This window comes from Mesorhizobium sp. B2-3-15, from assembly GCF_006442875.1.
Taxonomy (GTDB): domain Bacteria; phylum Pseudomonadota; class Alphaproteobacteria; order Rhizobiales; family Rhizobiaceae; genus Mesorhizobium; species Mesorhizobium australicum.
Genome location: NZ_VFVO01000002.1, coordinates 208570 through 231487, shown reverse-complemented (window position 1 = coordinate 231487; position 22918 = coordinate 208570). Strand labels below are relative to the sequence as shown.

The following is a 22918-nucleotide window of genomic DNA, read 5'->3' as shown; positions in this document are numbered from 1 at the left end:
CGTCAGAGGCCTCAGGCGGCGTTTTCTTCGCCTTCGGTCTTCTTGTCGCGGGCGATTTCCTTGCCGGTGGCCTGGTCGACGACCTTCATCGACAGGCGGACCTTGCCGCGCTCGTCGAAGCCCATCAGCTTGACCCAGACCTTGTCGCCTTCCTTGACGACGTCCGAGGTCTTGGCGACCCGGTCGTTGGCAAGCTGCGAGATGTGGACGAGGCCGTCACGCGGACCGAAGAAGTTGACGAAGGCGCCGAAGTCGGCGGTCTTCACGACCGTGCCTTCGTAGATCTCGCCGACTTCCGGCTCGGCGACGATGGTGTGGATCCACTTCTTCGCCGCCTCGATCTCCTTGGCGTTCGACGAAGCGATCTTGACCGTGCCGTCGTCCTCGATGTTGATCTTGGCGCCGGTCTTCTCGACGATCTCGCGGATGACCTTGCCGCCCGAACCGATGACGTCGCGGATCTTGTCGGTCGGGATGTGCATGACCTCGATGCGCGGCGCGAACTCGCCGAGTTCGGGGCGGGCGCCGGTCAGAGCATGGGACATCTCGCCGAGGATATGCAGGCGACCGTCCTTGGCCTGGCCAAGGGCGATCTTCATGATCTCCTCGGTGATGCCGTCGATCTTGATGTCCATCTGCAGCGAGGTGATGCCGCCTTCGGTGCCGGCAACCTTGAAGTCCATGTCGCCGAGGTGATCCTCGTCGCCCAAGATGTCGGAGAGCACGGCGAAGCGCTCGCCTTCCTTGATCAGGCCCATGGCGATACCGGCCACCGGCTTGGCCAGCGGCACGCCGGCATCCATCAGCGCCAGCGAGGTGCCGCAGACGGTAGCCATCGAGGACGAGCCGTTGGACTCGGTGATCTCCGAGACGACGCGCAGCGTGTAGGGGAACTGGTCGGCGGAGGGCAGCATCGGACGGATGGCGCGCCAGGCGAGCTTGCCATGGCCGATTTCGCGGCGGCCCGGCGAACCCATGCGGCCGGTCTCACCGACGGAGTAGGGAGGGAAGTTGTAGTGAAGGAGGAATTTCTCCTTGTACATGCCGGTCAGGGAATCGACGTACTGCTCATCCTCGCCGGTGCCGAGCGTGGCAACCACGAGCGCCTGGGTCTCGCCGCGGGTGAACAGCGCCGAACCATGGGTGCGCGGCAGGACGCCGACTTCGGAGACGATCTTGCGAACCGTGCTCAAGTCGCGGCCATCGATGCGCGCGCCGGTGTCGAGGATGTTCCAGCGAACGACCTTCGCCTGCAATTCCTTGAATACCGAGCCGATCTGTTCGGAGGTGTACTTTGCGTCCTCGCCTTCAGCCGGGGCAAACGCGGCCTTGACCTTCGCCTTGACAGCGTCGACGGCGGCGTAGCGCTTCTGCTTGTCGACGTTCTTGTAGGCATTGCTGAGCTCGTCGCCGACGATCTTCAGCATCTCGGCCTCAAGCGCGGAATAATCCGGCGCGGTGAAGTCGCGCGGCTCCTTGGCGGCAACTTCCGCCAGCTTGATGATGGCGTCGATGACCGGCTGGAAGCCCTTGTGGCCGAACATGACAGCGCCGAGCATCAGCTCTTCGCCGAGTTCCTTGGCTTCCGACTCGACCATCAGCACGGCATCAGTGGTGCCGGCAACGATGAGGTCGAGCTTGGATTCCTGCATCTCGTCGACATGCGGGTTCAGCACATATTCGCCATTGATGTAGCCGACGCGCGCGCCGCCGATCGGGCCCATGAAGGGAACGCCCGACAGGGTCAGGGCCGCCGAGGTGGCGACGATCGACAGGATGTCCGGGTCATTTTCGAGATCGTGCTGGACGACGGTGACGACGATCTGCGTGTCGTTCTTGTAGCCGGCGGCGAAGAGCGGGCGGATCGGGCGGTCGATGAGGCGGGAAACCAGCGTTTCCTTCTCGCTCGGACGGCCTTCGCGCTTGAAATAGCCGCCCGGGATCTTGCCGGCGGCATACGTCTTTTCCTGGTAATTGACGGTCAGCGGAAAGAAGTCGAGACCGGGCTTGGGCTCCTTCATCGAAACGACGGTGGCGAGAACCTTGGTCTCGCCGTAGGTGGCGAGCACCGCGCCGTCGGCCTGGCGCGCGATCTTGCCGGTCTCCAGGATGAGCGGACGACCGCCCCATTCGATTTCCACTTTGTGGTGATTGAACATGTCTTGTCCTTAATAAGCGGAAAGGGCCGCGCCGTTTCACGGTGCGCGGATGCCCTTTGCCTGGCTTCCTTTCTCGGGCAGCCACGGGCAAGACAACGGGAAGCTCGGGTGATTTAGGCGCGACAAGCGCGCGCGAGCGTCCTGCAATCCTGCCCCATGACCGTCCATGGGCGGTTTCGAGCGGCCCTTTGCACGTTCGAAACCGGGTCTGGCCAGCCTGTGCGACTGGCAGAATGCGCGACCGGCGGGCTCTCCGAAGAAAGCCCGCCGGTCAATTCGTCAACGGCGCAGACCGAGCTTCTCGATCAGTGTCTGATAGCGCGAGTCGTCCTTGCGCTTGAGATAATCAAGCAGGCTGCGGCGCTGGGACACGAGAGCGAGCAGACCACGGCGGGAATGGTTATCCTTCTTGTGGTCCTTGAAATGGTCGGTCAGGTTCTTGATGCGCTCGGAAAGGATGGCCACCTGGACTTCCGGAGACCCGGTATCGCCCTTGGCGGTTGCGAATTCACCCATCAATTCCTGTTTGCGCTCGGCAGTAATCGACATCGTGTTTTTCCTTATCTGTTTGAGGAAACGGGTCGCCCACAGCCGGGATGTCGTCCAGCAGGGGCCGTGCATGCAAAGCGTCAAGGCGCTATGCTGCGGCGCATATAGTGCAATTCCCAGAAAAACACCAGCCCAATTCACAAGCCGGCTTTTGAGGCTCAAATGACAGGTTTAAACCCGGTCAAAGCCATTTCTTCCATTTGAAGAATGCAATCAGCCCGACAGCGACGGCAGCCATGAACAGCAGAGACAAGGGATAGCCGTAGTACGCCTTCAGCTCCGGCATATTCCATGGCGAGCTGGCGGGGTCGAAGTTCATGCCCCAGATGCCGACCAGGAAGGTGAGCGGCATGAAGATGACCGAAACGATGGTGAGATAGGAGATGACGTCGTTGGTGCGGGCCTGGCTCAGCGACAGATGCATTTCGATCAGGCCGGTCAGCATGTCGCGCTGGGTCTCGACCAGCTCGATCAGCCTGAGCGAATGGTCGAGCGTGTCGTTGAGGAAGACCTTGGTCTCGGCTGTGACATAGGCCACGTCGTTGCGGATCAGCGTTGCCAGCGCATCGCGCATGGGCCACAGCACGCCTTTCAAAACATTGGCATCGCGCCGCAATTCGTGCAGCTGCCGCATCTGGTGCTTGTGCGTCGAATGCAGCATCTGGTCCTCAATGCTGTCGACCAGGTCGCCGGCAGCCTCGATCGGCGGAAAATAGCTGTCGACGATGGCGTCGATCAGCGCATAGGCGAGATAGTCGGCGCCGCGCGTGCGCAACCGGTTCGGGGCCGAACTCTCGATGCGCTTGCGCACCGGATCGAACGGATCGCCCTCGCGCTCCTGGAAGGTGACGACGAAGTTCTCGCCGAGGAAGAGAGCGATCTGCTCATAGCGATGCGACGTGACATCGTCGATCATGCGCATGACGACGAAGGCGTGATCCTCGAAGAAGTCGACTTTCGGCCGCTGGCCGGTGTTGACGACATCCTCCAGCGCCAGCGGATGCAGGCTGAAGATGCGGCCGATCTCCTCGATCAATTGGATGTTGGCAAGGCCGGTGCAGTCGAGCCAGATGACGGGCCATTTCCGGCAACTGACCTCGACGTCGTCGATGCTGGCGTTCTCGATGGTCTTGAACTTCTGCGGCGAGATCAAGGTCAGCCGCAGTTCGGAGCGCCGCGCCGCCGGATCGGCGATCAGCGTGCCGGGCGAGGCGCCAACCGGAGGCCGTCTCGTCTTCACCGGCGCCCGTTTTTTCACCACCTCGGCCTTTGCCATGCCCCCACCCGTCGAACCTGCTTGTCCTATACCGCCATCGCGATCAGACCGATCACCCGGCAAAGACCCGCTTGGGCTTGAACATGCCTTGCTCGATAGCGCCGATGGCGACGAGCTTGCCGCGCGCCGTCGCACAGGCTTCTTCCGCCTCCACCGGCGCGTCACGGCCACGAATGATGACCGGATTGCCGAGGCGGATCTTGGTCGCGGCATCGTCGCTGATCGCGATCTGCGGCAGGCAGTCGAGCGCCGCCGAGGTGTCGACGAGAAGCCCGTCGATGGCGCCGAAATCGATAGGCATCTCCACTGCGTCCGCGGCATCTGCCTCCGGATCCGGTTTATCGTCACCTTGCGCGCCGAAGCGCGCGGCCTCGAGTTCGGCGATGGTGACGAAGTCCTCTGGCGTAAACGGCTCGACCTCGACCCGGCGCAGTTCGCTGATATGGCCGAAGCAGCCGAGGTCGCGGCCCATGTCGCGGGCCAGCGAACGCACATAAGTACCCTTGCCGCATTCGACCTCGAAAATCGTCTGGTCCGGCTTGTGCTCGACAATGTCGAGCCGGCCGATCTCGATCTCGCGCGGCGGTATGTCGACCGTCTCGCCTTCGCGGGCGAGGTCGTAGGCGCGTTCACCCGCAATCTTGATCGCGGAAAATTGCGGTGGCGTCTGCATAATGACGCCGGTGTATTTCGGCAGCAACACCCGGACATCGGCTTCCGATGGACGCTGATCGGCCTCTTTCGTCACCGGACCTTCGAGGTCATCGGTCGACCGCTCCTGTCCCCAGGCAACGGTGAAACGGTAAATCTTGGCGCCGTCCTGCACGTAGGGCACGGTCTTGGTGGCCTCGCCGAGCGCGATCGGCAGCATGCCGGAGGCAAGAGGGTCGAGCGTGCCGGCATGGCCGGCCTTTTCGGCCTGGAACAGCCATTTGATCTTGGAGACGGCCTCGGTCGAGCCCATACCGACCGGCTTGTCCAGCACCACCCAGCCGGAGACCGGCCGGCCCTTCTTCTTGCCGCGACGCCCCATTATTCTTCTTCCTTGTTGTCGTCGCTATCCAGGTCGCGTGCCACTTCGGGCGACTTCAGCAGGTCGTTGATCCTGGCGAAATTGTCGAAGGACGTATCCAGCCGGAAACGGAACTCCGGCATGTACTTCATCTGCCGGAGCGCGCCGGAGACGCGGCCGCGCACGAACTTGGCATGCTTGTTCAGCGCTTCGATCACGGCGTCGGTATCCTTTGCGCCGAGCGGAGAAACGAAGGCTGTGGCGATCTTGAGATCCGGCGACATCCGCACTTCCGACACCGAAACGACGGTATTTTCAATCAACGGGTCGATGATGTCCCCGCGCTGCAGGGTTTCCGAGAGCGCATGGCGCACCTGTTCACCGACGCGCAACATGCGCTGGGATGGGCTTGATGTGGTGGAACGGGGCATTTTTCTCGATCCTGAAGCGTGAGGCGCGGGATGGGACCGTGCCGCATGTCTCAAATGATTATTCTCAACAGGCTTGTGGTCAACAGGCTTGGGGCGGCGGTCTTTCGACCACCGCCCGATATCGACAAGTCACTCGACCTCAGAGTGTGCGGGTCACCATCTCGACGCGGAAGCACTCGATGACGTCGCCGACGCGCATGTCCTCGTAGTTCTGGAAGGCCATGCCGCACTCCTGGCCGCCCGGGACTTCCGAAACTTCGTCCTTGAAGCGCTTCAGGGTCTTCAGCGTGCCTTCGTGGATGACGACGTTGTCGCGGATCAAGCGTACGCCCGCACCACGCTCGACCTTGCCTTCGGTGACACGGCAGCCGGCGATCTTGCCGACCTTGGTGATGTCGAAGATCTCGAGGATCTCGGCATTGCCGATGAAGGTCTCGCGACGCTCCGGCGAGAGCAGGCCCGACAGAGCCGCCTTCACGTCATCCACGAGGTTGTAGATGATCGAATAATAGCGGATCTCGATGCCCGCGGCTGCGGCCGCGGCACGTGCCTGCACATTGGCGCGAACGTTGAAGCCGATGATCGCCGCGCCAGACGTTTCCGCCAGCGAGACGTCGCTTTCGGTGATGGCGCCGGCGCCGGAATGAACGATGCGCGCACGAACCTCGTCGGTCCCAAGCTTGTCGAGCGCGGCATTGATCGCCTCGATCGAACCCTGCACGTCGCCCTTGATGACCAGCGGGAATTCCTTCAGCCCGCTCGTCTGCAACTGCGACATCATCTGTTCGAGCGAGCCGCGCTGGCCGGCATGCCTGGCCACCGCCTTCTCGCGCGCCAGACGCTGGCGATATTCGGTGATCTCGCGGGCACGGGCCTCGTTGTTGACCACGGCGAAGCGGTCGCCGGCCTGCGGCGTTCCCTGAAGGCCGAGCACCTCGACCGGCATCGCCGGCGGTGCTTCCTTGATCTGCTCGCCGCGATCGTTGACCAGAGCGCGCACGCGGCCCCACTCATTGCCGGCGACGAGGATGTCGCCCGGCATCAAGGTGCCGGTCTGCACCAGAACGGTGGCGACGGGACCACGGCCCTTATCGAGCTGCGCCTCGATGACGACGCCCTCGGCGGTACGGTCGGGGTTGGCCTTGAGGTCGAGGATTTCGGCCTGCAGCAGGATCGCCTCGAGCAGCTTGTCGAGATTGGTGCCCTTGGTCGCCGACACTTCGACGTCCAGCACTTCACCGCCCATGGATTCGACGAAGACCTCATGGCGCAACAGTTCGGAACGCACCTTCTGCGGATCGGCGTCATGCTTGTCGATCTTGTTGATCGCCACGATGATCGGAACGCCGGCCGCCTTGGCGTGGCTGATCGATTCGATCGTCTGCGGCATGACGCTGTCGTCGGCCGCGACCACCAGGATGGCGATGTCGGTCGCCTGGGCGCCACGGGCGCGCATCGCCGTGAAGGCGGCGTGGCCGGGCGTGTCGATGAAGGTGATCTTCTGACCGTTCTTCTCGACCTGATAGGCGCCGATATGCTGGGTGATGCCGCCGGCCTCGCCGGAAACGACATTGGCATTGCGGATCGCATCGAGCAGCGAGGTCTTGCCGTGGTCGACGTGGCCCATGATGGTCACGACCGGCGGACGCGACACCAGGTCCTCGGCATTGTCGGCGATGTTGAACAGGCCTTCCTCGATGTCGGACTCGGCAACGCGGCGGACCGTATGACCGAATTCGGTGGCGACCAGTTCGGCCGTGTCGGCGTCGATGACGTCGCCCGGCTTCAGGATCTGGCCCTGCTTCATGAAATACTTGACCAGGTCGACAGCACGCTCCGACATGCGCTGCGCCAGTTCCTGGATGGTGATGGTCTCGGGCAGGATCACTTCGCGCATGACCTTCTCGCGCGGCTCGTTGTGCATCGCGCGCTTGAATTTTTCCTGGCGGCGACGCATCGACGACAGCGAACGAGCCCGGGCATCCTCGTCGGACAGCGCGGAGTTCAGTGTCAGCTTGCCACGGCGGCGGTCTTCCTCGCTCTTGGTGGGCTTTGCCGGGCGCGCCACTTCGGGCGTGACCAGGCGGCGCACCGGTGCGCCGGCGGTCGCCCGCTTCGGCTTGACCTCTTCCTCCTCGTCGGCGGTCGCCAACTCGGCGGCTTGCGGTGCGCGGCGGCGCGCCTCTTCCTCGGCGCGGCGGCGCGATTCGGCCTCGGTCTGCAACCGTGCCTCTTCCTCGGCCTGGCGGCGCGCCGAATCCTCACGTTCGCGCTTGCGGCGCTCTTCGTCCTCGGCGCGGCGCTTGGCATCCTCGGCGGCCCGCTGACGGTCTTCGACCTCGCGGACCTTCGAACCCTCGAGCGCCCTGCGGCGCGCTTCCATCTCGCTGCGCGACAATTCGTTCAGCACCATGCCGCTGCGCTCGACCGGAGCCGGCGGCGGGGGTGGCGCCTTGGGCGCTTCCTGGACGACAGGCGCCGCCACGACCGCCGGCTTCGGCGTGAAGACGGGCGCAGGCGGAGCCGCGGCCGGCTCCGGCTTGTCGCCGGGCAGCGAGAACTTGCGCTTCTTGGTCTCGACCACGACCGACTTGGTACGGCCGTGCGAGAAGTTCTGGCGCACGGTGCCCTGTTCCATGCCGGGGCGCTTCAGCGTCAAGGTCTTCTTCGGTGTAACACTCAACGTCTTGTCGTCGCCCGATTTCGTATCGCTCATTCCATATCCTCTGCGGCATCATCTTCGTCAGCAACGGCCGCAAGCATTGCAAGATCGTCCGGGGTACCGCCCCGATATCGGTCGAGCGCAACCATGCGCTTCTGGACCGCCTTACCCGCGTCTCCCGCGAGGACGGCAGCATGTATCACATTTGTACCCCCCAATGCCAAGCTCAACTCGGCCTCGGAGAAAAGTTTGTAGGCAAGGATGGAGGGGCCGCCGATATGGACGGTCGCCCGCCGCGCCTGGCTGATCTTGCGCACGCCATCCTCGGACGCTTCGGTCGCGTGGAGCACGAAAAGCGCCAGTCCGCCGCGCACCGCGCTCTCGACCTTGGTAGCGCCTAGCGAAATCGAGCCTGCCTTGCGGGCAAGACCCAGCATACCGAGGGCGTATCTGGAAAGCAGCCCGTCGACCATGCCGCCGAGATCGGCCGGCACGACCACCTGTGCCTTGAAGGCGCGGGCAAAAAGGTTCTTGGCCGCCGCCTTCTCGATATGTAGGCGGTCCGCACTCACCCAGCAACCACGGCCGGGCAGATTTCTCTTGAGATCGGGAACGACGGCCGAATCCGGGCCGACGACGAACCGGATCAGTTCATCCGGTTCGGCCTGTTTGCGGGTGACGATGCAGGTGCGATCGTTCATCTCGTCCAAGGGCGGGTTGTGTGCGATGCGGTTTCACCTCACGCACCAACGGCTTCGTCGGCCGTTTCTTCTTCGGCCGCAAGCTCGTCTTCGGTGATCCAGCCGGCCTTGAGGCGAGCGGCCAGAACCATCTGCTCGGCATCGGCGCGCGAAACGCCGTGATTGGCCAGCACGCCGGGATAGACCTTGGTCTCGCCGTCCTTGCGTTCCTTCCAGCCGGTGAGGTCGTCGGCGGCATAGCCGGCGAAATCCTCGATCGTCTTCACGCCATCCTCGCCGAGCGTCACCATCATGGCGGTGGTGACGCCGGGGAGTTCGCGCAGATCATCCGAAACGCCCAGCGCCTTGCGCTTCTCGTCGTGCTCGGCCTCGATCTTCTCCAGATATTCGCGGGCGCGGGTCTGGATTTCCGAGGCTGTATCCTCATCGAAGCCGTCGATCGAGGCGATCTCGCCGGCATCGACATAGGCGACTTCCTCGACGCTGGTGAAGCCTTCCGAGGCCAGCACCTGGCCGACCATCTCGTCGACATCGAGGGCTTCCATGAACAGCGCCGAGCGCTCGACGAATTCCTTCTGGCGGCGCTCGGATTCCTCGGCCTCGGTCAGGATGTCGATGTCCCAGCCGGTGAGCTGCGAGGCAAGGCGCACGTTCTGGCCGCGGCGGCCGATGGCCAGCGACAGCTGATCGTCGGGAACCACCACTTCGATACGCTCCGCATCCTCGTCGAGCACGACCTTGGCGACTTCCGCCGGCTGCAGCGCATTGACGATGAAGGAGGCCGCCGAAGGCGACCACGGAATGATGTCGATCTTCTCGCCCTGCAATTCGCCGACGACGGCCTGGACGCGGCTGCCGCGCATACCGACGCAGGCGCCGACCGGATCGATCGAGCTGTCACGCGAAATGACGGCGATCTTGGCGCGCGAGCCCGGGTCGCGGGCGACCGACTTGATCTCGATGATGCCGTCATAGATCTCCGGCACTTCCATGGTGAAGAGTTTGGCCATGAACTGCGGATGGGTGCGCGACAGGAATATCTGCGGGCCGCGCTGCTCGCGCCGCACGTCGTAGACATAGGCACGCACGCGATCGCCATATTTGTAGTTTTCGCGCGGGATCAGCTCGTCGCGGCGGATGATCGCCTCGCCACGGCCGAGATCGACGATGACGTTGCCATACTCGACGCGCTTGACGGTGCCGTTGACGATCTCGCCGATACGGTCCTTGTATTCGTCGTACTGACGGTCACGCTCGGCCTCGCGCACCTTCTGCACGATGACCTGCTTGGCAGACTGGGCGGCGATGCGGCCGAAGTCCATCGGCGGCAGCAGTTCGGCGATGAAATCGCCAAGCTGGGCGTCGGGATTGCGCTCACGCGCCGAGGAAATGGCGATCTGGGTGGCGTAATCGTCGACCTTCTCGACCACTTCCATCAGCCGCTGCAGCTTCATCTCGCCGGTGTTCGGGTTGATGTCGGCGCGAATGTTGGTCTCCTGGCCATAACGCGAACGTGCCGCCTTCTGGATCGCATCGGCCATGGCGGCGATGACGATCGACTTGTCGATCGACTTCTCACGCGCGACCGCGTCGGCAATCTGCAGCAGTTCAAGTCTGTTGGCGCTTACAACCATGTTCTTTCTCCCGAGCTTGTTCGCCGGACCTTTGCGCCCGGCAGCTCAATCAAATTTCCTGTTCGTGTTCTTCCGTGGCGTCCGGTTCCGTACCCTCGGACACATCGTCGTCCGGTTCACCGCGGCGTCTCTTGGCTTCCTTGCGCTCCCTGTTGTCCTTGGACAACGCTTCGCGAATGAGGTCGTCGGTCAGGATCAGCCTGACATCGGCAATGGCATCGTAGGGCACGCGCACTGTCGGCTCCTCGCCATAGGCCGCCTTGTCGCGCTCGATCAGCACATCGTTCTCACCGGCTTCGGCGATCTTGCCCTTGAAGCGCTTGCGGTCGGCGACGACGACCGATGTTTCCATCTTCACCAGATGACCGGTCCAGGTCACGAAATCCGATTTGCGCACCAGAGGCCGATCGATGCCGGGCGAAGAGACTTCGAGGTGATAGGCCTTTTCGATCGGATCATCGACGTCGAGCGCCGGCGACACCGCGCGGCTGACCTCTTCGCAATCCTCGACGGTCATGGTGCCGTCCTCACGCTCGGCCATGATCTGCAGCGTCAGCCCGTTCTGGCCGGACAGATGCACGCGCACGAGGCGAAAGCCGATGCCGCGCAGCACCGGCTGGACGATCAGCGCAATGCGCGCATCGATGCCGCTTTCGCGGATGATGCGATCGTCACCTTCGTTTGCCGTTCCAGTCATCGTTGCCTATCGTTGGTCTCGAACCTATCGGCAGGTAATAAAAAAGAGCGGGACCGGGTGGACCCACTCTTCGTCATACCGACCAAGAATTTGAGGCTGATATAAACGAACACGGTTCGTGTTTCAAGTCCGCAGTCCCGGCCGGACGAAAGCCTGTGGGTTCAGGGTTGTTCCAGGCGCATGGCCGCCATGCGGCAATCCGCCTGTGAGAGCCGGCGGCGCGCTCTTATTTATTAGCCATCAAACGAATTGAATTGGCGCGCTGGCGCGCGAAAGGACAAGACCATGAGCAACTGCAGGATATTCTCCGCCTTGGGCGATCTGTTCACCACATTCGGCAGCGCCGTTGCCGCGTCTCGCGCCGTGGAAGCCGGGCGCAAGCCCAGAGCCGACGACCTGCGCAATCTCGGCATGGATCCGGCCGTGTTCAACAGGATCGGTCGTTTCTGACTCCAACAGGCATTCGATCCCCTCCTCCCGGCAGGTTGCCGGTTGGCGGACCTACGTCCTGACGAAAGTCAGATAGGCCGGCCGGCGCCCCTCGCGAATGGCCTTTGCCTCATAGCGCGTGCCGGGCCAGCCCTCATAGGAGCGATGCCAGTCCGCCGCTTCCGCAGCCTGCCATGCGAAAGCGCCATGCGCCCGGCAATGCAGCAAGGTCCAGTTCACATAAGTGTCGATGTCGGACGCAAAGCGGAATTTCGAGCCGGGTTTCAGGACGCGTGCGAAACGATCGAGATTGACCGGACTGACGAAACGCCGCTTCCAGTGTTTTTTCTTTGGCCAGGGATCGGGATAGAGAAGATCGATGCCGTCGAGCGAGGCCGGCGGCAACCAGTCAAGCAACTGGGTGGCGTCGTCGTCGTAGACCCTGAGATTGGCCAGCGGCGCTGCCCGCACCGCCATCATCATCTTGGCCATGCCGTTGACGAAGGGCTCGACGCCTATGAAGCCTGTCGCGGGCGCCTCGATGGCGCGATGCAGGAGATGTTCACCGCCGCCAAAGCCGATCTCGAGCCGAACCGCCGAAACCTCTGCTGCAAACAGGACGCGCAGGTCTGGCGGTGCCTCGGCCGTCAGATCGAGCCGGTATTTGCCAAGCCCGCTTTCCAGCGCCGCGGCCTGCTGCGGGCGCACGGGCTTGCCGCGCCGGCGACCGAAGAAGGCTTCGGTCATGCGGCTTGGCCTGTCCGCGTCACTCATCGACTGGCGCCAGTCCTGCCGCCGCCCTCAGGCCGCGACAGCATCCTTGAGCGCCTTGGCCAGATCGGTCCTTTCCCAGGAGAAAGACCCGTCACGGCCAGCCTTGCGGCCGAAATGGCCGTAAGACGACGTCTTGGCGTAGATCGGCTTGTTGAGGTCGAGATGACGGCGGATGCCTGACGGCGACAGGTCCATCACGCTGCGCAGCGCGTCCTCGAGCTTTGCCTCGTCGACCTTGCCGGTGCCGTGCAGGTCGACATAGACCGATAGCGGCTGGGCGACACCGATGGCGTAGGAAAGCTGGATGGTGCAGCGCTCGGCGAGCTTCGCCGCCACGACATTCTTGGCTAGGTAGCGCGCCGCATAGGCAGCCGACCGGTCGACCTTGGTGGTATCTTTGCCGGAAAAGGCGCCGCCGCCATGGGGGGCTGCGCCGCCATAGGTGTCGACGATGATCTTGCGGCCGGTCAGGCCTGCATCGCCATCCGGACCGCCGATGACGAACTTGCCGGTCGGGTTGATGTACCACATGCAATCGTCAGCGATCTTGAGGTCGCCCAATGCCTCGCGGATATAAGGTTCCACGACCTTGCGGACCTTCTTGGAATCCCAGCTTGAATCCAGATGCTGGGTCGACAGCACGATCTGCGTCGCCTCGGCGGCCTTGCCGTCGACATAGCGCACGGTGACCTGGCTTTTCGCGTCCGGCCCGAGCTTGCCGGCCTCACCGTTGTTTTCGTGGCGGGCCGCTGCCAGCAGTTCGAGAATCTTGTGGCTGTAGTAGATCGGCGCCGGCATCAGGTCCGGCGTCTCGCGGCAGGCATAGCCGAACATGATGCCCTGGTCGCCGGCACCTTCCTCGCCCTGACGGTCGGCGGCATTGTCGACGCCCTGGCCGATATCAGGCGACTGGCCATGCAGCAGGACCTCGATCTTGGCCGTCTTCCAGTGAAAGCCGGCCTGCTCGTAGCCGATCTCACGGATCGCCTTGCGGGCGACGGATTTGAACTTCGCCGGGTTGACGACGGGGTGGCCCGCGGCATCCTTGAGGATGTTGCCGGCCTTGTCCTTCTTCAACAACGTCTCGGGAACGCGCACTTCACCGGCGATGACGACCCGGTTGGTGGTCGCGAGCGTCTCGCAGGCGACACGGACTTTCCATGGGTCCATGCCGGTCTTCTTGGCTTCACGATAGACCAGATCGACGATTTCGTCGGAGATGCGGTCACAGACTTTGTCGGGATGGCCCTCGGCTACGGATTCCGAGGTAAAGAAGTAGTTCTGCCGCGTCACGGGTGTCCCCTCTTGAAAAACGATCGGCAGGCTGCCGATTTTGGCGCGCCACGTGTTAGCGGGGCAAAGCGCTGCTCGTCAAGCGCTGCCGCCGCTCTGGCCTGAATGTCGGAGGCGATATCTTGTGCCACCGGCGGCGCATGCCGCCGGCGCAAAGCGCATTGCGGATCAGTCGAGATCGTCCTCGGCGAGCGATTTCACCAGGTCAATGATCCTGCGGCGTACCTTGACGTCGGCGATCTTGACAAAGGCCCGGTTGAGCTGAAGTCCTTCGGGACTGCCGCAGAACTCGACAGCGAAAGCCATCGAACTATCCTCGGCAAAGCCGCGGTTGGCGGTCAATTCCTGGCCTGGCGCATCCTCGAAAAAGAAGGCGACGGGGACGCCGAGTATGGAGGCAATCGCCTGCAGGCGGCTGGCACCGACGCGATTGGTGCCCTTTTCATATTTCTGGATTTGTTGGAACGTGATGCCGAGATTCTCGCCCAGCTTTTCCTGGCTCATTCCGAGCATATTGCGGCGAAGCCGGACCCGGCTTCCCACGTGAATATCGATGGGATTGGGCTTCTTCTTGTTTTCTTCTGTCATTTTTTCCTCGCCGAATTTTTTCGGCTTTGTGATTTTTTCCTGCCCAAAGAAAGCCGGAGGCGACTGCCCCAACAGAACGATCCACCAGCTTCGAGAAATTTTCAGGCGGTACAGTATGAGTTTCTAATGTGCCAGCTGTCAATTCACCCGTAGCTTTTGCCTTACGTTCAACAGCCCCCCTACAAGCGCAAACAGCAACATGATCAGCATTCCGTTAATGCGCCGCTGGCTGGACGAAATGACCGTCTGTGCGGAAACAGGCACCTTCACATCGATGGCTCCGCGCGCGTCGATCGCAAGGGCGTCGACGACGCGGCCACGGGCGTCGACCACGGCCGAGATGCCGTTGTTGGCAGCACGCAACAAGGGCAATCCATTCTCCACCGCGCGAATCTGGGCCTGCCTGAAATGCTGATACGGTCCCGGCGTGTCGCCGAACCATGCATCGTTGGTAACGTTCACAATAAGCTGCGCTGACGTAGCGTCAACTGCCACCAGATCGGGAAAGATCACCTCATAACAGATAAATGGCAGGGCACGAATGCCGCCCGGAAGCGTGATGGCATGACGCTCGTTGCCGGCCGTGAACGTCAGCGGCCCGGCGACCAGCTGTTCGATGCCGAAACGAGCGAGCAGGTCGGCGAAAGGCAGATACTCGCCGAACGGCACCAGATGAACCTTGTCCACGGCGTCGGCGATCTCGCCCTTGTCGTTGATCGCCACCACGGAGTTGTAGTAGCGGCTGTCGGCGCTGGCCGCCGAGCCGCCCTCCTCACGCACGACGCCGGCGATCAGCATCTGGCCGTCGCCCAGCATGTCGCCCAGCGCCGTCAAGGCGTCAGGGCGCTCCGTGAAAAGGAACGGTACCGAGGTTTCCGGCCAGAGAATCAATTGCGGTTTTTCGTGACCTGGGTCCGGCGCCTTTGCGGAGAGGCCCAGCAAGGTGGCGAAGATGCGGTCGCGCACCGAGGCATCCCATTTTTCCGACAGATCCACGGCCGGCTGGACGATGCGGACATCGAGACTGCGCGTCGCCGGCTTTTCGGGGGCGTTGAGCCTGACATAGCCAAAGCCGACATGGGCGGCGGCGAGCACGACAAACAGCGCGGCGCCCAGCCGAAGATGCCGACGCGCCGCCAGCAGCGCCGGCAGCGCGAAAAGGAAAACCGCGAGCGCGTTCATGCCGATCATGCCGGTCACCGAGACGCTCTGCATCAAAAGCGGCACCGGCATCGCCGCGTAGCCGATGGCGTTCCAGGGGAAACCGGTGAACAGGAACCCTCGCAGCCACTCCGCCAGCGCAAAACCGAAGGCAAGGGCAGCGATACGGCCGATATCGCTGCTCCACAGGAGCCGCGCGACCACCGTTGCGAAGCCATAGAAAAATGCGAGCGCGAAGGGAATGCCGACCACCGCGAACGGCAGCGCCCAGGCAAAGTCGTCGGCCTCGACCAGCAGCGCCGAGCCGATCCACCAGAGGCCGGCGAGGAAATAACCGAAGCCGAACCACCAACCGACGGCGAAAGCCGGCCGCAGGCGCCGCAACAGGCTGCCCGAGGCTTCGCCGGTCGCGCCATCGAGCAGCCAGACCAGCAGCGGAAACGAAATGAAACAGGCGGCAAAGAAATCGTAAGGCGCCTGGCCCAGAACCGTGAGCGCCCCAGCGAAAAACGCCACGAGCGAACGCCGCCAACCCCAAAGCAGAATTATCCGGCCGGCAAGGCGCTCCATGCGTATTTCCGTCGCGCGAATCAGGAGCTAAGATTTATCAGGCCGCGCCGCGCGCTCCAAACGCCGGCGTGATTACCCGGCCGCTCTCTACCGGTGCCAGCCTTCGATGCGCAGGCCACCCAACCGCTCGGCCTCTTCACGAGAAACAGAACGCACCGGTTGCGTGAACGTCCAGACATGGCCCTCGGGATCGCGCGCCCGATACTGGCGTTCGCCGTAGAACTGGTCCGCCGGCTCCTGGATTATTGCAGCACCGGCCGCGCGGGCCTGCTCGCAATGCGCATCCAGGCCGTCTTTCAACCTGACATAGACCGATTGCGTGTTCTTGCCCTGGACCGACGCGGGGCTCGCGACATGATCGGCCCATTCACAATCGACAATGAGGTAGCAATCGCGGAACCGCATTTCGGCGTGGACCAGCTTTCCCTCGGCATTGCTGACCACCATGCTGCGCTCGAAGCCAAAGGCTGCTTCAAGCCAATCCAGGGCAGAGCGTGGATCTTTGTAAAACACGCCGGAGCCGAGGACCGAGTGCTTGAACGGATCTTCGATCGTCATGCGACAGCAGGCTTTCAGGCCTGTTCGGTGCGCGCCGTGACCCGCCGGCGGCGTTCGCCCTTCTGGCTCTGCACGATGCGCACGCGCTTGACGCGGCGCGGATCGGCGTCCAGCACATGGAATTCGAAGCCGGGAATGGCCTGCACCACCTCGCCGCGCGCCGGCACGCGGCCGAGCGTGTTGAAGATCATGCCGCCAATGGTGTCGACATACTCGCCATGTTCACCGGCGGCGAAATCCTCGCCGATCATCTTGGCGACCTCGTCGATCTCGGCCTTGCCATCGACGATAAACACGCCGTCGCCGGTCTGGGTGATCATCGGCTCGTCGTCGTCGTGCTCGTCCTCGATGTCGCCAACCACCATCTCGACGATGTCCTCGAGCGAGACGAGGCCGTCCGTGCCGCCATATTCATCGATGACCAGGGCCATCTGCGTGCGCGTCGTCTGCATGCGGCCCATCAGGTCGGACGCAAGCATCGACGGCGGCACGAACAGGACCTGCCGGATCAGGTTGAGCTCTCCGATGGTGCGCGCGAGGTCGACCTGGGCGAGATCGAGAACCGTGGCGACAGGCGTTTTGCGGGTTGCACGGCCCTTCCTGACGCGCGCCAGCTTGGTGATATGGGCCAGCACGTCGCGGATATGGACCATGCCGCGCGGGTCGTCGAGCGTCTCGGAATAGACCGGCATGCGGGAATGGCCGGATTGTTCGAACATGCCAAGCAAGTCACCGAGCGACGTGGCGATCTCGACCGCCTCGATATCGGCGCGCGGCACCATGACGTCCTCGACGCGCACCTCGCGCAGGCGCAGGATGTTGTTGAGCATGGCGCGCTCGCCAGGCGAGAAGGATTCGACATCGCTCGTCGTCTCGGCGAGCGCGCCGGCGATCTCTTCGCGCAGGCTGGTGCCGTTGCGTTGCCGGAACAGGCCCAGTACGCGGTTGAACAGGGAGGGGCCGGCAGGCGACGGCTCGATGGCCGCGCTGCCAGTGTTGGCAACACCAGGGGTGACGGTACTCGGACCTGATCCCTCTTCCGACGTATCGGAAGCCTTGATCGCACTGCCGACATCGGGGCGGGCGGCAGTCTCTGGTTTGTCGTTCATCGTCGTCCGGTCAATTGGTCGTTTTTAGTTACGCGTAGGGATCGGGAATGGCAAGCCTTGCCAGCGCGGCGCGCTCGATGGCTTCCATCTCCTCGGCCTCCGCGTCGGTCTCGTGATCATGGCCCATGAGATGCAGCAGGCCATGGATGACGAGATGGCAGATATGGTTCTCCAGCGGCTTGTCTTCCAGTGCCGCCTCGCGCGCCACCGTCTCGGCGGCAAGCACGATGTCGCCGAGCATCGGCGGCAGCGGGCCGCCTTTTGCCGGCGGAAAAGCCGGGAAAGACAAGACGTTGGTGGGCTTGTCCTTGCCGCGCCAGCCGGCATTCAACGTACGGACATGGGCGTCGTCGGAAAAAACAATGCTGAGTTCGGAATGACCCGCCGCACCGGTCTCGGCAAAGGCGGCGTCAACCGCGCGATCGACCAGCCGCGTCAGGCTTGCTTCATCGGGCCAGTCGCCCGCTTCAACCGATATATCGATCTCGACGGGAACCGGGAGGCTCCCGCCGCCGGATGTGTTGTCATCAGGCATGAGGCCGCATCGTCAAGATCAATTCTCGGCACCGAGGCCACGAGCCAGCTTGGCGTCCCGATCATAGGCCCTGACGATTTCCGCCACCAGCGGATGGCGGACGACGTCGACATCGTTGAAGCGCACGGTTACCGCGCCTGCCACACCGTCGAGGACACGCAAGGCTTCGACCAAGCCCGACTTGGTGCTCGGAGGAAGGTCGATCTGTGTCGGATCGCCAGTGACGATCATGCGCGAGTTCTCGCCGAGACGGGTGAGAAACATCTTCATCTGCATCGGCGTGGTGTTCTGCGCCTCGTCGAGAATGACGGCGGCGTGCGCCAGCGTGCGGCCGCGCATGAAGGCGAGCGGCGCGATTTCGATTACTTCGGCGGCAATCGCACGCTCGACCTTGTCGGCCGGCATCATGTCGTAGAGCGCGTCATAGAGCGGTCGCAGATACGGATCGACCTTCTCCTTCATGTCGCCCGGCAGGAAGCCCAGCCGTTCGCCGGCCTCGACAGCCGGTCGCGATAAAATGATGCGCTCGACCATGCCGCGTTCCAGCAGCATCGCCGCATGCGCCACCGCCAGATAGGTCTTGCCGGTGCCGGCCGGACCGATGCCAAACACCAGTTCCGACCGCTCCAGCGCCCGCATATAGGCGTCCTGGTTCAGGGAGCGGGCATAGATGGTCTTCTTGCGGGTGGCGATCTGGGCGGCGGAGACCTTGCCCTTGCGCTCCAATGTCGGCAGCGTGAGCTGGTCGTCGGCGGCGATAGCCATGCGCACGGCCCCGTCGACATCGGACTGGCTGATATCGACGCCCTTCTGCAGGATGCCGTAGAGATTGTCCAAGGCGCGGCGCGCCTGTTCGGCGGCCGAAGCGGATCCCTTGATGGTCAGCTGGTTGCCGCGCGAGCGTATGTCGACGCCGAGCTTCTGCTCAAGCCGGGCCAGGTTTTCGTCGAACTGGCCGTAAAGGGCGCTGGCAAGCTTGTTGTTGTCGAAAGTCAAAACGATGTGCGCCATGTCAGAAGCCCCGGATGCCGGTACCGGGGGCAGATTCTTCAGCTCCGCTGCGCTCAACCGTCTCTCCTCATCTGCCGAGACCATCAGGCCAATTCGGCGAACAGGCTGTTGTAGCCCGTCTTCGTGATTCGCACCTTGATAATGTCACCGATTTCGCCGGCGTTTTCATCAACAATAACTGGCTGCAGCCAAGGCGAGCGGCCGACCTTCTGGCCAGCCTGACGACCGGGCTTCTCGATCAGCGTATCTATGGTGCTGCCGATCAAACTCAAGCCGAAATCCTGCTGTTGCTTCAACAGCAGTGCCTGCAGGCGCTGCAAGCGGTCGTCCTTGACCGCTTCCGGCAAGTGGTCGGACATCTCGGCGCCGGGCGTACCGGGACGCGGCGAATATTTGAACGAGAAGGCCGAGGCATAATTCACCTGGCGCACCAGATCCATGGTCGCCTCGAAATCGGCCTCCGTCTCGCCGGGGAAACCAACGATGAAATCGCCCGACAGCGCGATATCGGGGCGGGCGGCGCGGATGCGGTCGAGCAGCGCCAGATAGTCCTTGGCCGTATGCCTGCGGTTCATCGCCTTCAAAATGCGATCCGACCCGGATTGCACCGGCAGGTGCAGATAGGGCATCAGTGCGGCCAAGTCGCGGTGCGCGGCGATCAATTCGTCGTCCATGTCGCGCGGATGGCTGGTGGTGTAGCGCAGCCGCGCCAGGCCGGGGATTTCGGCCAGCCGGAACAGCAGCCGGCCAAGACCCCATTCCGCGGTCTTGCCCCCTTTGGTCTCGCCCTGGCCATGCCACGCGTTGACGTTCTGGCCGAGCAGCGTCACCTCGCGCACCCCGGCCTCGGCCAAGCGCTCGGCCTCGGCGACGATCTGCGCCACCGGCCGCGACACTTCCGAGCCTCTCGTATAGGGCACGACGCAGAAGGTGCAGAACTTGTCGCAGCCTTCCTGGACGGTGAGGAAGGCGGTGACGCCGCGCTTGATCACCTCGGCACGCTTGGGCTGCGGCAGATGCTCGAACTTGTCCTCGATGGCGTACTCGGTTTCGACGATCTTTTCGCCGCCGCGAACCCGTGCCAGCACGTCGGGGAGACGGTGATAGGTCTGCGGACCGATGACCAGGTCGACGGCCGGCGAACGCCGGATGATCTCGGCGCCCTCGGCCTGCGCCACGCAGCCGGCGACGCCGATCAGCATCTCGCGGCCGGCACTTGCGCGTTCCGCCTTCATGTCGCGGATGCGGCCAAGTTCGGAATAGACCTTTTCGGCGGCTTTTTCCCTGATATGGCAGGTGTTGAGCAGCACCAGATCGGCCTCCCCGATGGCATCGGTCGCCGTATAACCGTCAGCGACCAGCGCATCGGTCATGCGCTGTGAATCATAGACGTTCATCTGGCAGCCATAGGTCTTGACGAAGACCTTCTTGGCTGCCGTGGCGTTCGCCGCCGGCTGTCCGGCCGCAGTGCCGATGTCGTCGCTTTCAATCGTGTTCAAGTCCATCCGGCGGCTTCTAACGCCTTTCCGTGACAAAAAACAGACGATTCTGCCTTGGGGCCGCTGGGTTCAGCGGCTCGGGAGCGGATCGGTAAGGGCCGCCTGCATCATCTCGCGCACCCGGCCTTCCATCAGCTTGGCCGTTTCCTTGCGGTTGGAACCCTTGGCAAAGGCGATCGGCTCGCCGAAATGCACCTCGACGTCGAGCGCGCCCTCGGCCATCAGCACCTTGAGATGCGGCATCAGGTCCTCATCGCCGATCCAGGCTGCGATCGGGCGGTGGCGGCGGCCGAGCGGTACGCCGTGCAGGCGCGTATAGGCGATCGCAACGGGCTGGATGAAGACCTGCTCGGCCGCGCCTTCGGAAATGGCCATCGAGGCGGCGCCAAACAGGGTGCTTTTGAAGGGCAGGACGACATTGCCGTCACCGGTCGAACCCTCGGCGAACAGCACCATGGCATCGCCCTTGGCCATGCGTCTGGCGATCTCGCTGGCCTGATCGCCAGACGAACGCTTGCGTTCGCGCTCGATGAAAACAGTGCGCTGCAGTTTCGACAGCATGCCGATCAGCGGCCAGCCTTCCATGTCGGCTCGGGCGATGAATTTCACATCGGCAAAAGAGCCCAGCACCATGATGTCGGTCCAGGAGATGTGGTTCGAGGCAACCAGCAAGGGGCGTTTGTCGGACAGTGCCCCCCTGACATGGATACGCATGCCAAGCGCCCGGATGATCAGCCGGTGCCAGATCTTGAGGATGAAGGTTTCCGGCCACCAACCGGTCTTCATCGACAGGATCTGCAGCGGCACGAAAACCAGCGACCCAGCGACGACGAGGCCCAGCGCCAGGAAAATTCTGATTTTCTTGATCATCGCCCTACCATTACAGCGCCGCGCGTCCTCTTGGACGCGCAAAGGACGCTGTAACACCTTAATTCTGGCGCATGATCCTCTCCGAAATCGGATTCGATTTTCGGGATCATGCGGTCCCTGGCTAGCGAAGATCGCGGCGCATGACAAGCGCCCCAGTCGGCCCGCGGTCGGGCGACTTGTAGTAATCCGGACGCTTGCCGACTTCCCGAAAACCCAACCGACGATAGAGGGCGATCGCCGCGGCATTGGTCTCATCGACCTCGAGGAACAAGGCTTCGGCGCGCTGCGAATGCAATTCGCGCAGCACTGCGTCCATCAACTGCCAGCCCAGGCCCTGGCGACGATGCGACCGTGCCACCGCGACGGTCAGGATTTCACCCTCGCCCGCGGCCAGCCGGGCGAGGACGAAGCCGACAGGCGGCTTGGCGCCCTGCCCGGTTTCGCGCGCGGCATAACCGAACACGGTGTCCTGTTCGAGCAGGGCGGCGAACTCACCATCGGTCCAGGGGCGGACAAAATCCTCGCGGTGCAGCAGCGAGACCGCGGCGCTGTCGGTGATCCTGAGCAGTTCGAGCGCGTAGTCCCGGCGACGTGGTTGAAGAAAAGGTATGCGCATCAATTCTCGTTTTCTCGTCTGACCATGACCTCTGGACAAACGGAACCGTTTGTCCGCGAAAACCGGCTTCCACTTTTCGGGATCATGGTCTTTGCCTCGAAAGTATGAACCCGGCCTGCGGCTTGGCATCGGCACCGCGCAGATAAAGCGGCTTCGGCCTTTCGCCCTGCCCCTTTGCGGCAGCCAGCCGGGCGTAGGTGAGAATGTCGGCGGTGGCCGCCCGAGGCCCGATGTCAAAGGTGCGGCCGGCCGCGTCAGCGATCAGCGTCGCTGCCGTGCCGGCGAGCACCGCGAAACGTTCCGAGGCCATCGTCACCGCATCCGCAAGCGTGGCCACGGCCGGACCGTAAGTCAACACTGACATTTCATCGTACAGTGCGGCATGGATTTCCTCGCGGCCGGCATCAAGCGCCGCCAGCACGGCGCGGCCAGGAAAGGCACCGGCCGCCTCGGCGGCCAGTGCCTCAAGGGTCGTCACCCCGATTGCCGGCAGCTTGAGCGCCAGCGCCAGGCCACGCGCCGTCGACACGCCGACGCGCAGGCCGGTGAAGGAACCCGGACCGACAGAGACGGCAATGGCGCCAAGCCCGGCGTAGTCGGTCGCGCCGGTCTTCAACGCGTCAGCGATGACGGCCATCAGGTGCTCGGCATGACCCTTGCCCAGATCAAGCACCGAGCGGCCAAGCTCCAGCCCAGCCGCCGCGTCGTAGACGCAGGCGGCGCAGAGGCTGGCGGCACAGTCGATGGCGAGAACTTTCATGAAACGACCGGTTCGAGAAACAAT

The 22918-nt window shown here is 63.2% G+C and carries 22 protein-coding genes; 1 reads left to right on the top strand and 21 read right to left on the bottom strand.

What is annotated here, in order from left to right:
• Nucleotides 1–11: 11 nt before the first annotated feature.
• The 9 genes from pnp to rimP form a co-directional block, all read right to left on the bottom strand.
• On the bottom strand, nt 12–2159 hold the full coding sequence (gene pnp, locus FJ954_RS05190; RefSeq protein ID WP_015314001.1) for a polyribonucleotide nucleotidyltransferase: 2148 nt from the start codon (nt 2157–2159) through the stop codon (nt 12–14).
• 279 nt (nt 2160–2438) lie between these two features.
• Nucleotides 2439–2708 (bottom strand): 30S ribosomal protein S15, encoded by a 270-nt coding sequence (gene rpsO / locus FJ954_RS05185; protein ID WP_015314002.1) that lies wholly within the window; start codon nt 2706–2708, stop codon nt 2439–2441.
• Between the two features lie 181 nt (nt 2709–2889).
• On the bottom strand, nt 2890–3984 hold the full coding sequence (gene corA / locus FJ954_RS05180) for a magnesium/cobalt transporter CorA (protein ID WP_140660647.1): 1095 nt from the start codon (nt 3982–3984) through the stop codon (nt 2890–2892).
• 52 nt (nt 3985–4036) lie between these two features.
• Nucleotides 4037–5017, bottom strand: a complete 981-nt coding sequence (gene truB, locus FJ954_RS05175; protein ID WP_140660646.1) for a tRNA pseudouridine(55) synthase TruB — start codon at nt 5015–5017, stop codon at nt 4037–4039.
• Nucleotides 5017–5427, bottom strand: a complete 411-nt coding sequence (rbfA, locus tag FJ954_RS05170) for a 30S ribosome-binding factor RbfA (protein WP_015314005.1) — start codon at nt 5425–5427, stop codon at nt 5017–5019. The genes truB and rbfA overlap by 1 nt, the downstream gene beginning before the upstream one ends.
• 139 nt (nt 5428–5566) lie before the next feature.
• A complete protein-coding gene (infB, locus tag FJ954_RS05165; RefSeq protein ID WP_015314006.1) occupies nt 5567–8143 on the bottom strand; it encodes a translation initiation factor IF-2 in 2577 nt (858 codons plus the stop codon).
• Complete coding sequence (locus tag FJ954_RS05160; protein ID WP_140660892.1) at nt 8140–8790, bottom strand: RNA-binding protein; 651 nt, start codon at nt 8788–8790, stop codon at nt 8140–8142. Before FJ954_RS05160 ends, infB begins: the two co-directional genes overlap by 4 nt.
• A 38-nt stretch (nt 8791–8828) precedes the next feature.
• Complete coding sequence (nusA, locus tag FJ954_RS05155) at nt 8829–10424, bottom strand: transcription termination factor NusA (RefSeq protein ID WP_015314008.1); 1596 nt, start codon at nt 10422–10424, stop codon at nt 8829–8831.
• A gap of 49 nt (nt 10425–10473) precedes the next feature.
• Nucleotides 10474–11121, bottom strand: a complete 648-nt coding sequence (rimP, locus tag FJ954_RS05150) for a ribosome maturation factor RimP (RefSeq protein WP_140614778.1) — start codon at nt 11119–11121, stop codon at nt 10474–10476.
• Nucleotides 11122–11406: 285 nt separating this feature from the next.
• Between rimP and FJ954_RS05145 the strand changes: the two genes are divergently transcribed.
• Nucleotides 11407–11571 (top strand): hypothetical protein, encoded by a 165-nt coding sequence (locus FJ954_RS05145; protein WP_140660645.1) that lies wholly within the window; start codon nt 11407–11409, stop codon nt 11569–11571.
• Nucleotides 11572–11622: 51 nt separating this feature from the next.
• Here FJ954_RS05145 and FJ954_RS05140 read toward each other — a convergent pair whose 3' ends face one another.
• The 12 genes from FJ954_RS05140 to tsaB form a co-directional block, all read right to left on the bottom strand.
• Nucleotides 11623–12324, bottom strand: coding sequence for a tRNA (guanosine(46)-N(7))-methyltransferase TrmB (locus FJ954_RS05140; protein WP_041163235.1), 702 nt, complete (start codon nt 12322–12324; stop codon nt 11623–11625).
• Between the two features lie 27 nt (nt 12325–12351).
• Complete coding sequence (gene metK, locus FJ954_RS05135) at nt 12352–13617, bottom strand: methionine adenosyltransferase (RefSeq protein WP_140660644.1); 1266 nt, start codon at nt 13615–13617, stop codon at nt 12352–12354.
• A 168-nt stretch (nt 13618–13785) separates the two neighbouring features.
• Complete coding sequence (locus tag FJ954_RS05130; RefSeq protein WP_127279029.1) at nt 13786–14205, bottom strand: helix-turn-helix transcriptional regulator; 420 nt, start codon at nt 14203–14205, stop codon at nt 13786–13788.
• A gap of 138 nt (nt 14206–14343) precedes the next feature.
• Nucleotides 14344–15936, bottom strand: coding sequence for an apolipoprotein N-acyltransferase (gene lnt, locus FJ954_RS05125; protein WP_015314014.1), 1593 nt, complete (start codon nt 15934–15936; stop codon nt 14344–14346).
• An 87-nt stretch (nt 15937–16023) separates the two neighbouring features.
• Nucleotides 16024–16494 carry a VOC family protein gene (locus FJ954_RS05120; RefSeq protein ID WP_140660643.1) on the bottom strand — a complete coding sequence of 157 codons (471 nt, stop codon included), beginning with the start codon at nt 16492–16494 and terminating at the stop codon, nt 16024–16026.
• 14 nt (nt 16495–16508) lie between these two features.
• Entirely contained in the window at nt 16509–17603 is a 1095-nt protein-coding gene (locus FJ954_RS05115; RefSeq protein ID WP_015314016.1) for a hemolysin family protein, read from the bottom strand.
• Between the two features lie 28 nt (nt 17604–17631).
• On the bottom strand, nt 17632–18138 hold the full coding sequence (gene ybeY, locus FJ954_RS05110) for an rRNA maturation RNase YbeY (RefSeq protein ID WP_015314017.1): 507 nt from the start codon (nt 18136–18138) through the stop codon (nt 17632–17634).
• Between the two features lie 18 nt (nt 18139–18156).
• Entirely contained in the window at nt 18157–19149 is a 993-nt protein-coding gene (locus FJ954_RS05105; RefSeq protein WP_031241013.1) for a PhoH family protein, read from the bottom strand.
• Nucleotides 19150–19232: 83 nt separating this feature from the next.
• The gene (miaB, locus tag FJ954_RS05100; RefSeq protein ID WP_140660642.1) at nt 19233–20654 is read right to left on the bottom strand and encodes a tRNA (N6-isopentenyl adenosine(37)-C2)-methylthiotransferase MiaB; all 1422 of its coding nucleotides are present in this window, start codon (nt 20652–20654) and stop codon (nt 19233–19235) included.
• A 63-nt stretch (nt 20655–20717) separates the two neighbouring features.
• Complete coding sequence (locus tag FJ954_RS05095) at nt 20718–21518, bottom strand: 1-acyl-sn-glycerol-3-phosphate acyltransferase (RefSeq protein WP_015314020.1); 801 nt, start codon at nt 21516–21518, stop codon at nt 20718–20720.
• A gap of 121 nt (nt 21519–21639) precedes the next feature.
• Nucleotides 21640–22134 (bottom strand): ribosomal protein S18-alanine N-acetyltransferase, encoded by a 495-nt coding sequence (rimI, locus tag FJ954_RS05090; RefSeq protein WP_140660641.1) that lies wholly within the window; start codon nt 22132–22134, stop codon nt 21640–21642.
• 82 nt (nt 22135–22216) lie between these two features.
• Nucleotides 22217–22894 carry a tRNA (adenosine(37)-N6)-threonylcarbamoyltransferase complex dimerization subunit type 1 TsaB gene (gene tsaB / locus FJ954_RS05085; RefSeq protein WP_140660640.1) on the bottom strand — a complete coding sequence of 226 codons (678 nt, stop codon included), beginning with the start codon at nt 22892–22894 and terminating at the stop codon, nt 22217–22219.
• Nucleotides 22895–22918: the final 24 nt, after the last annotated feature.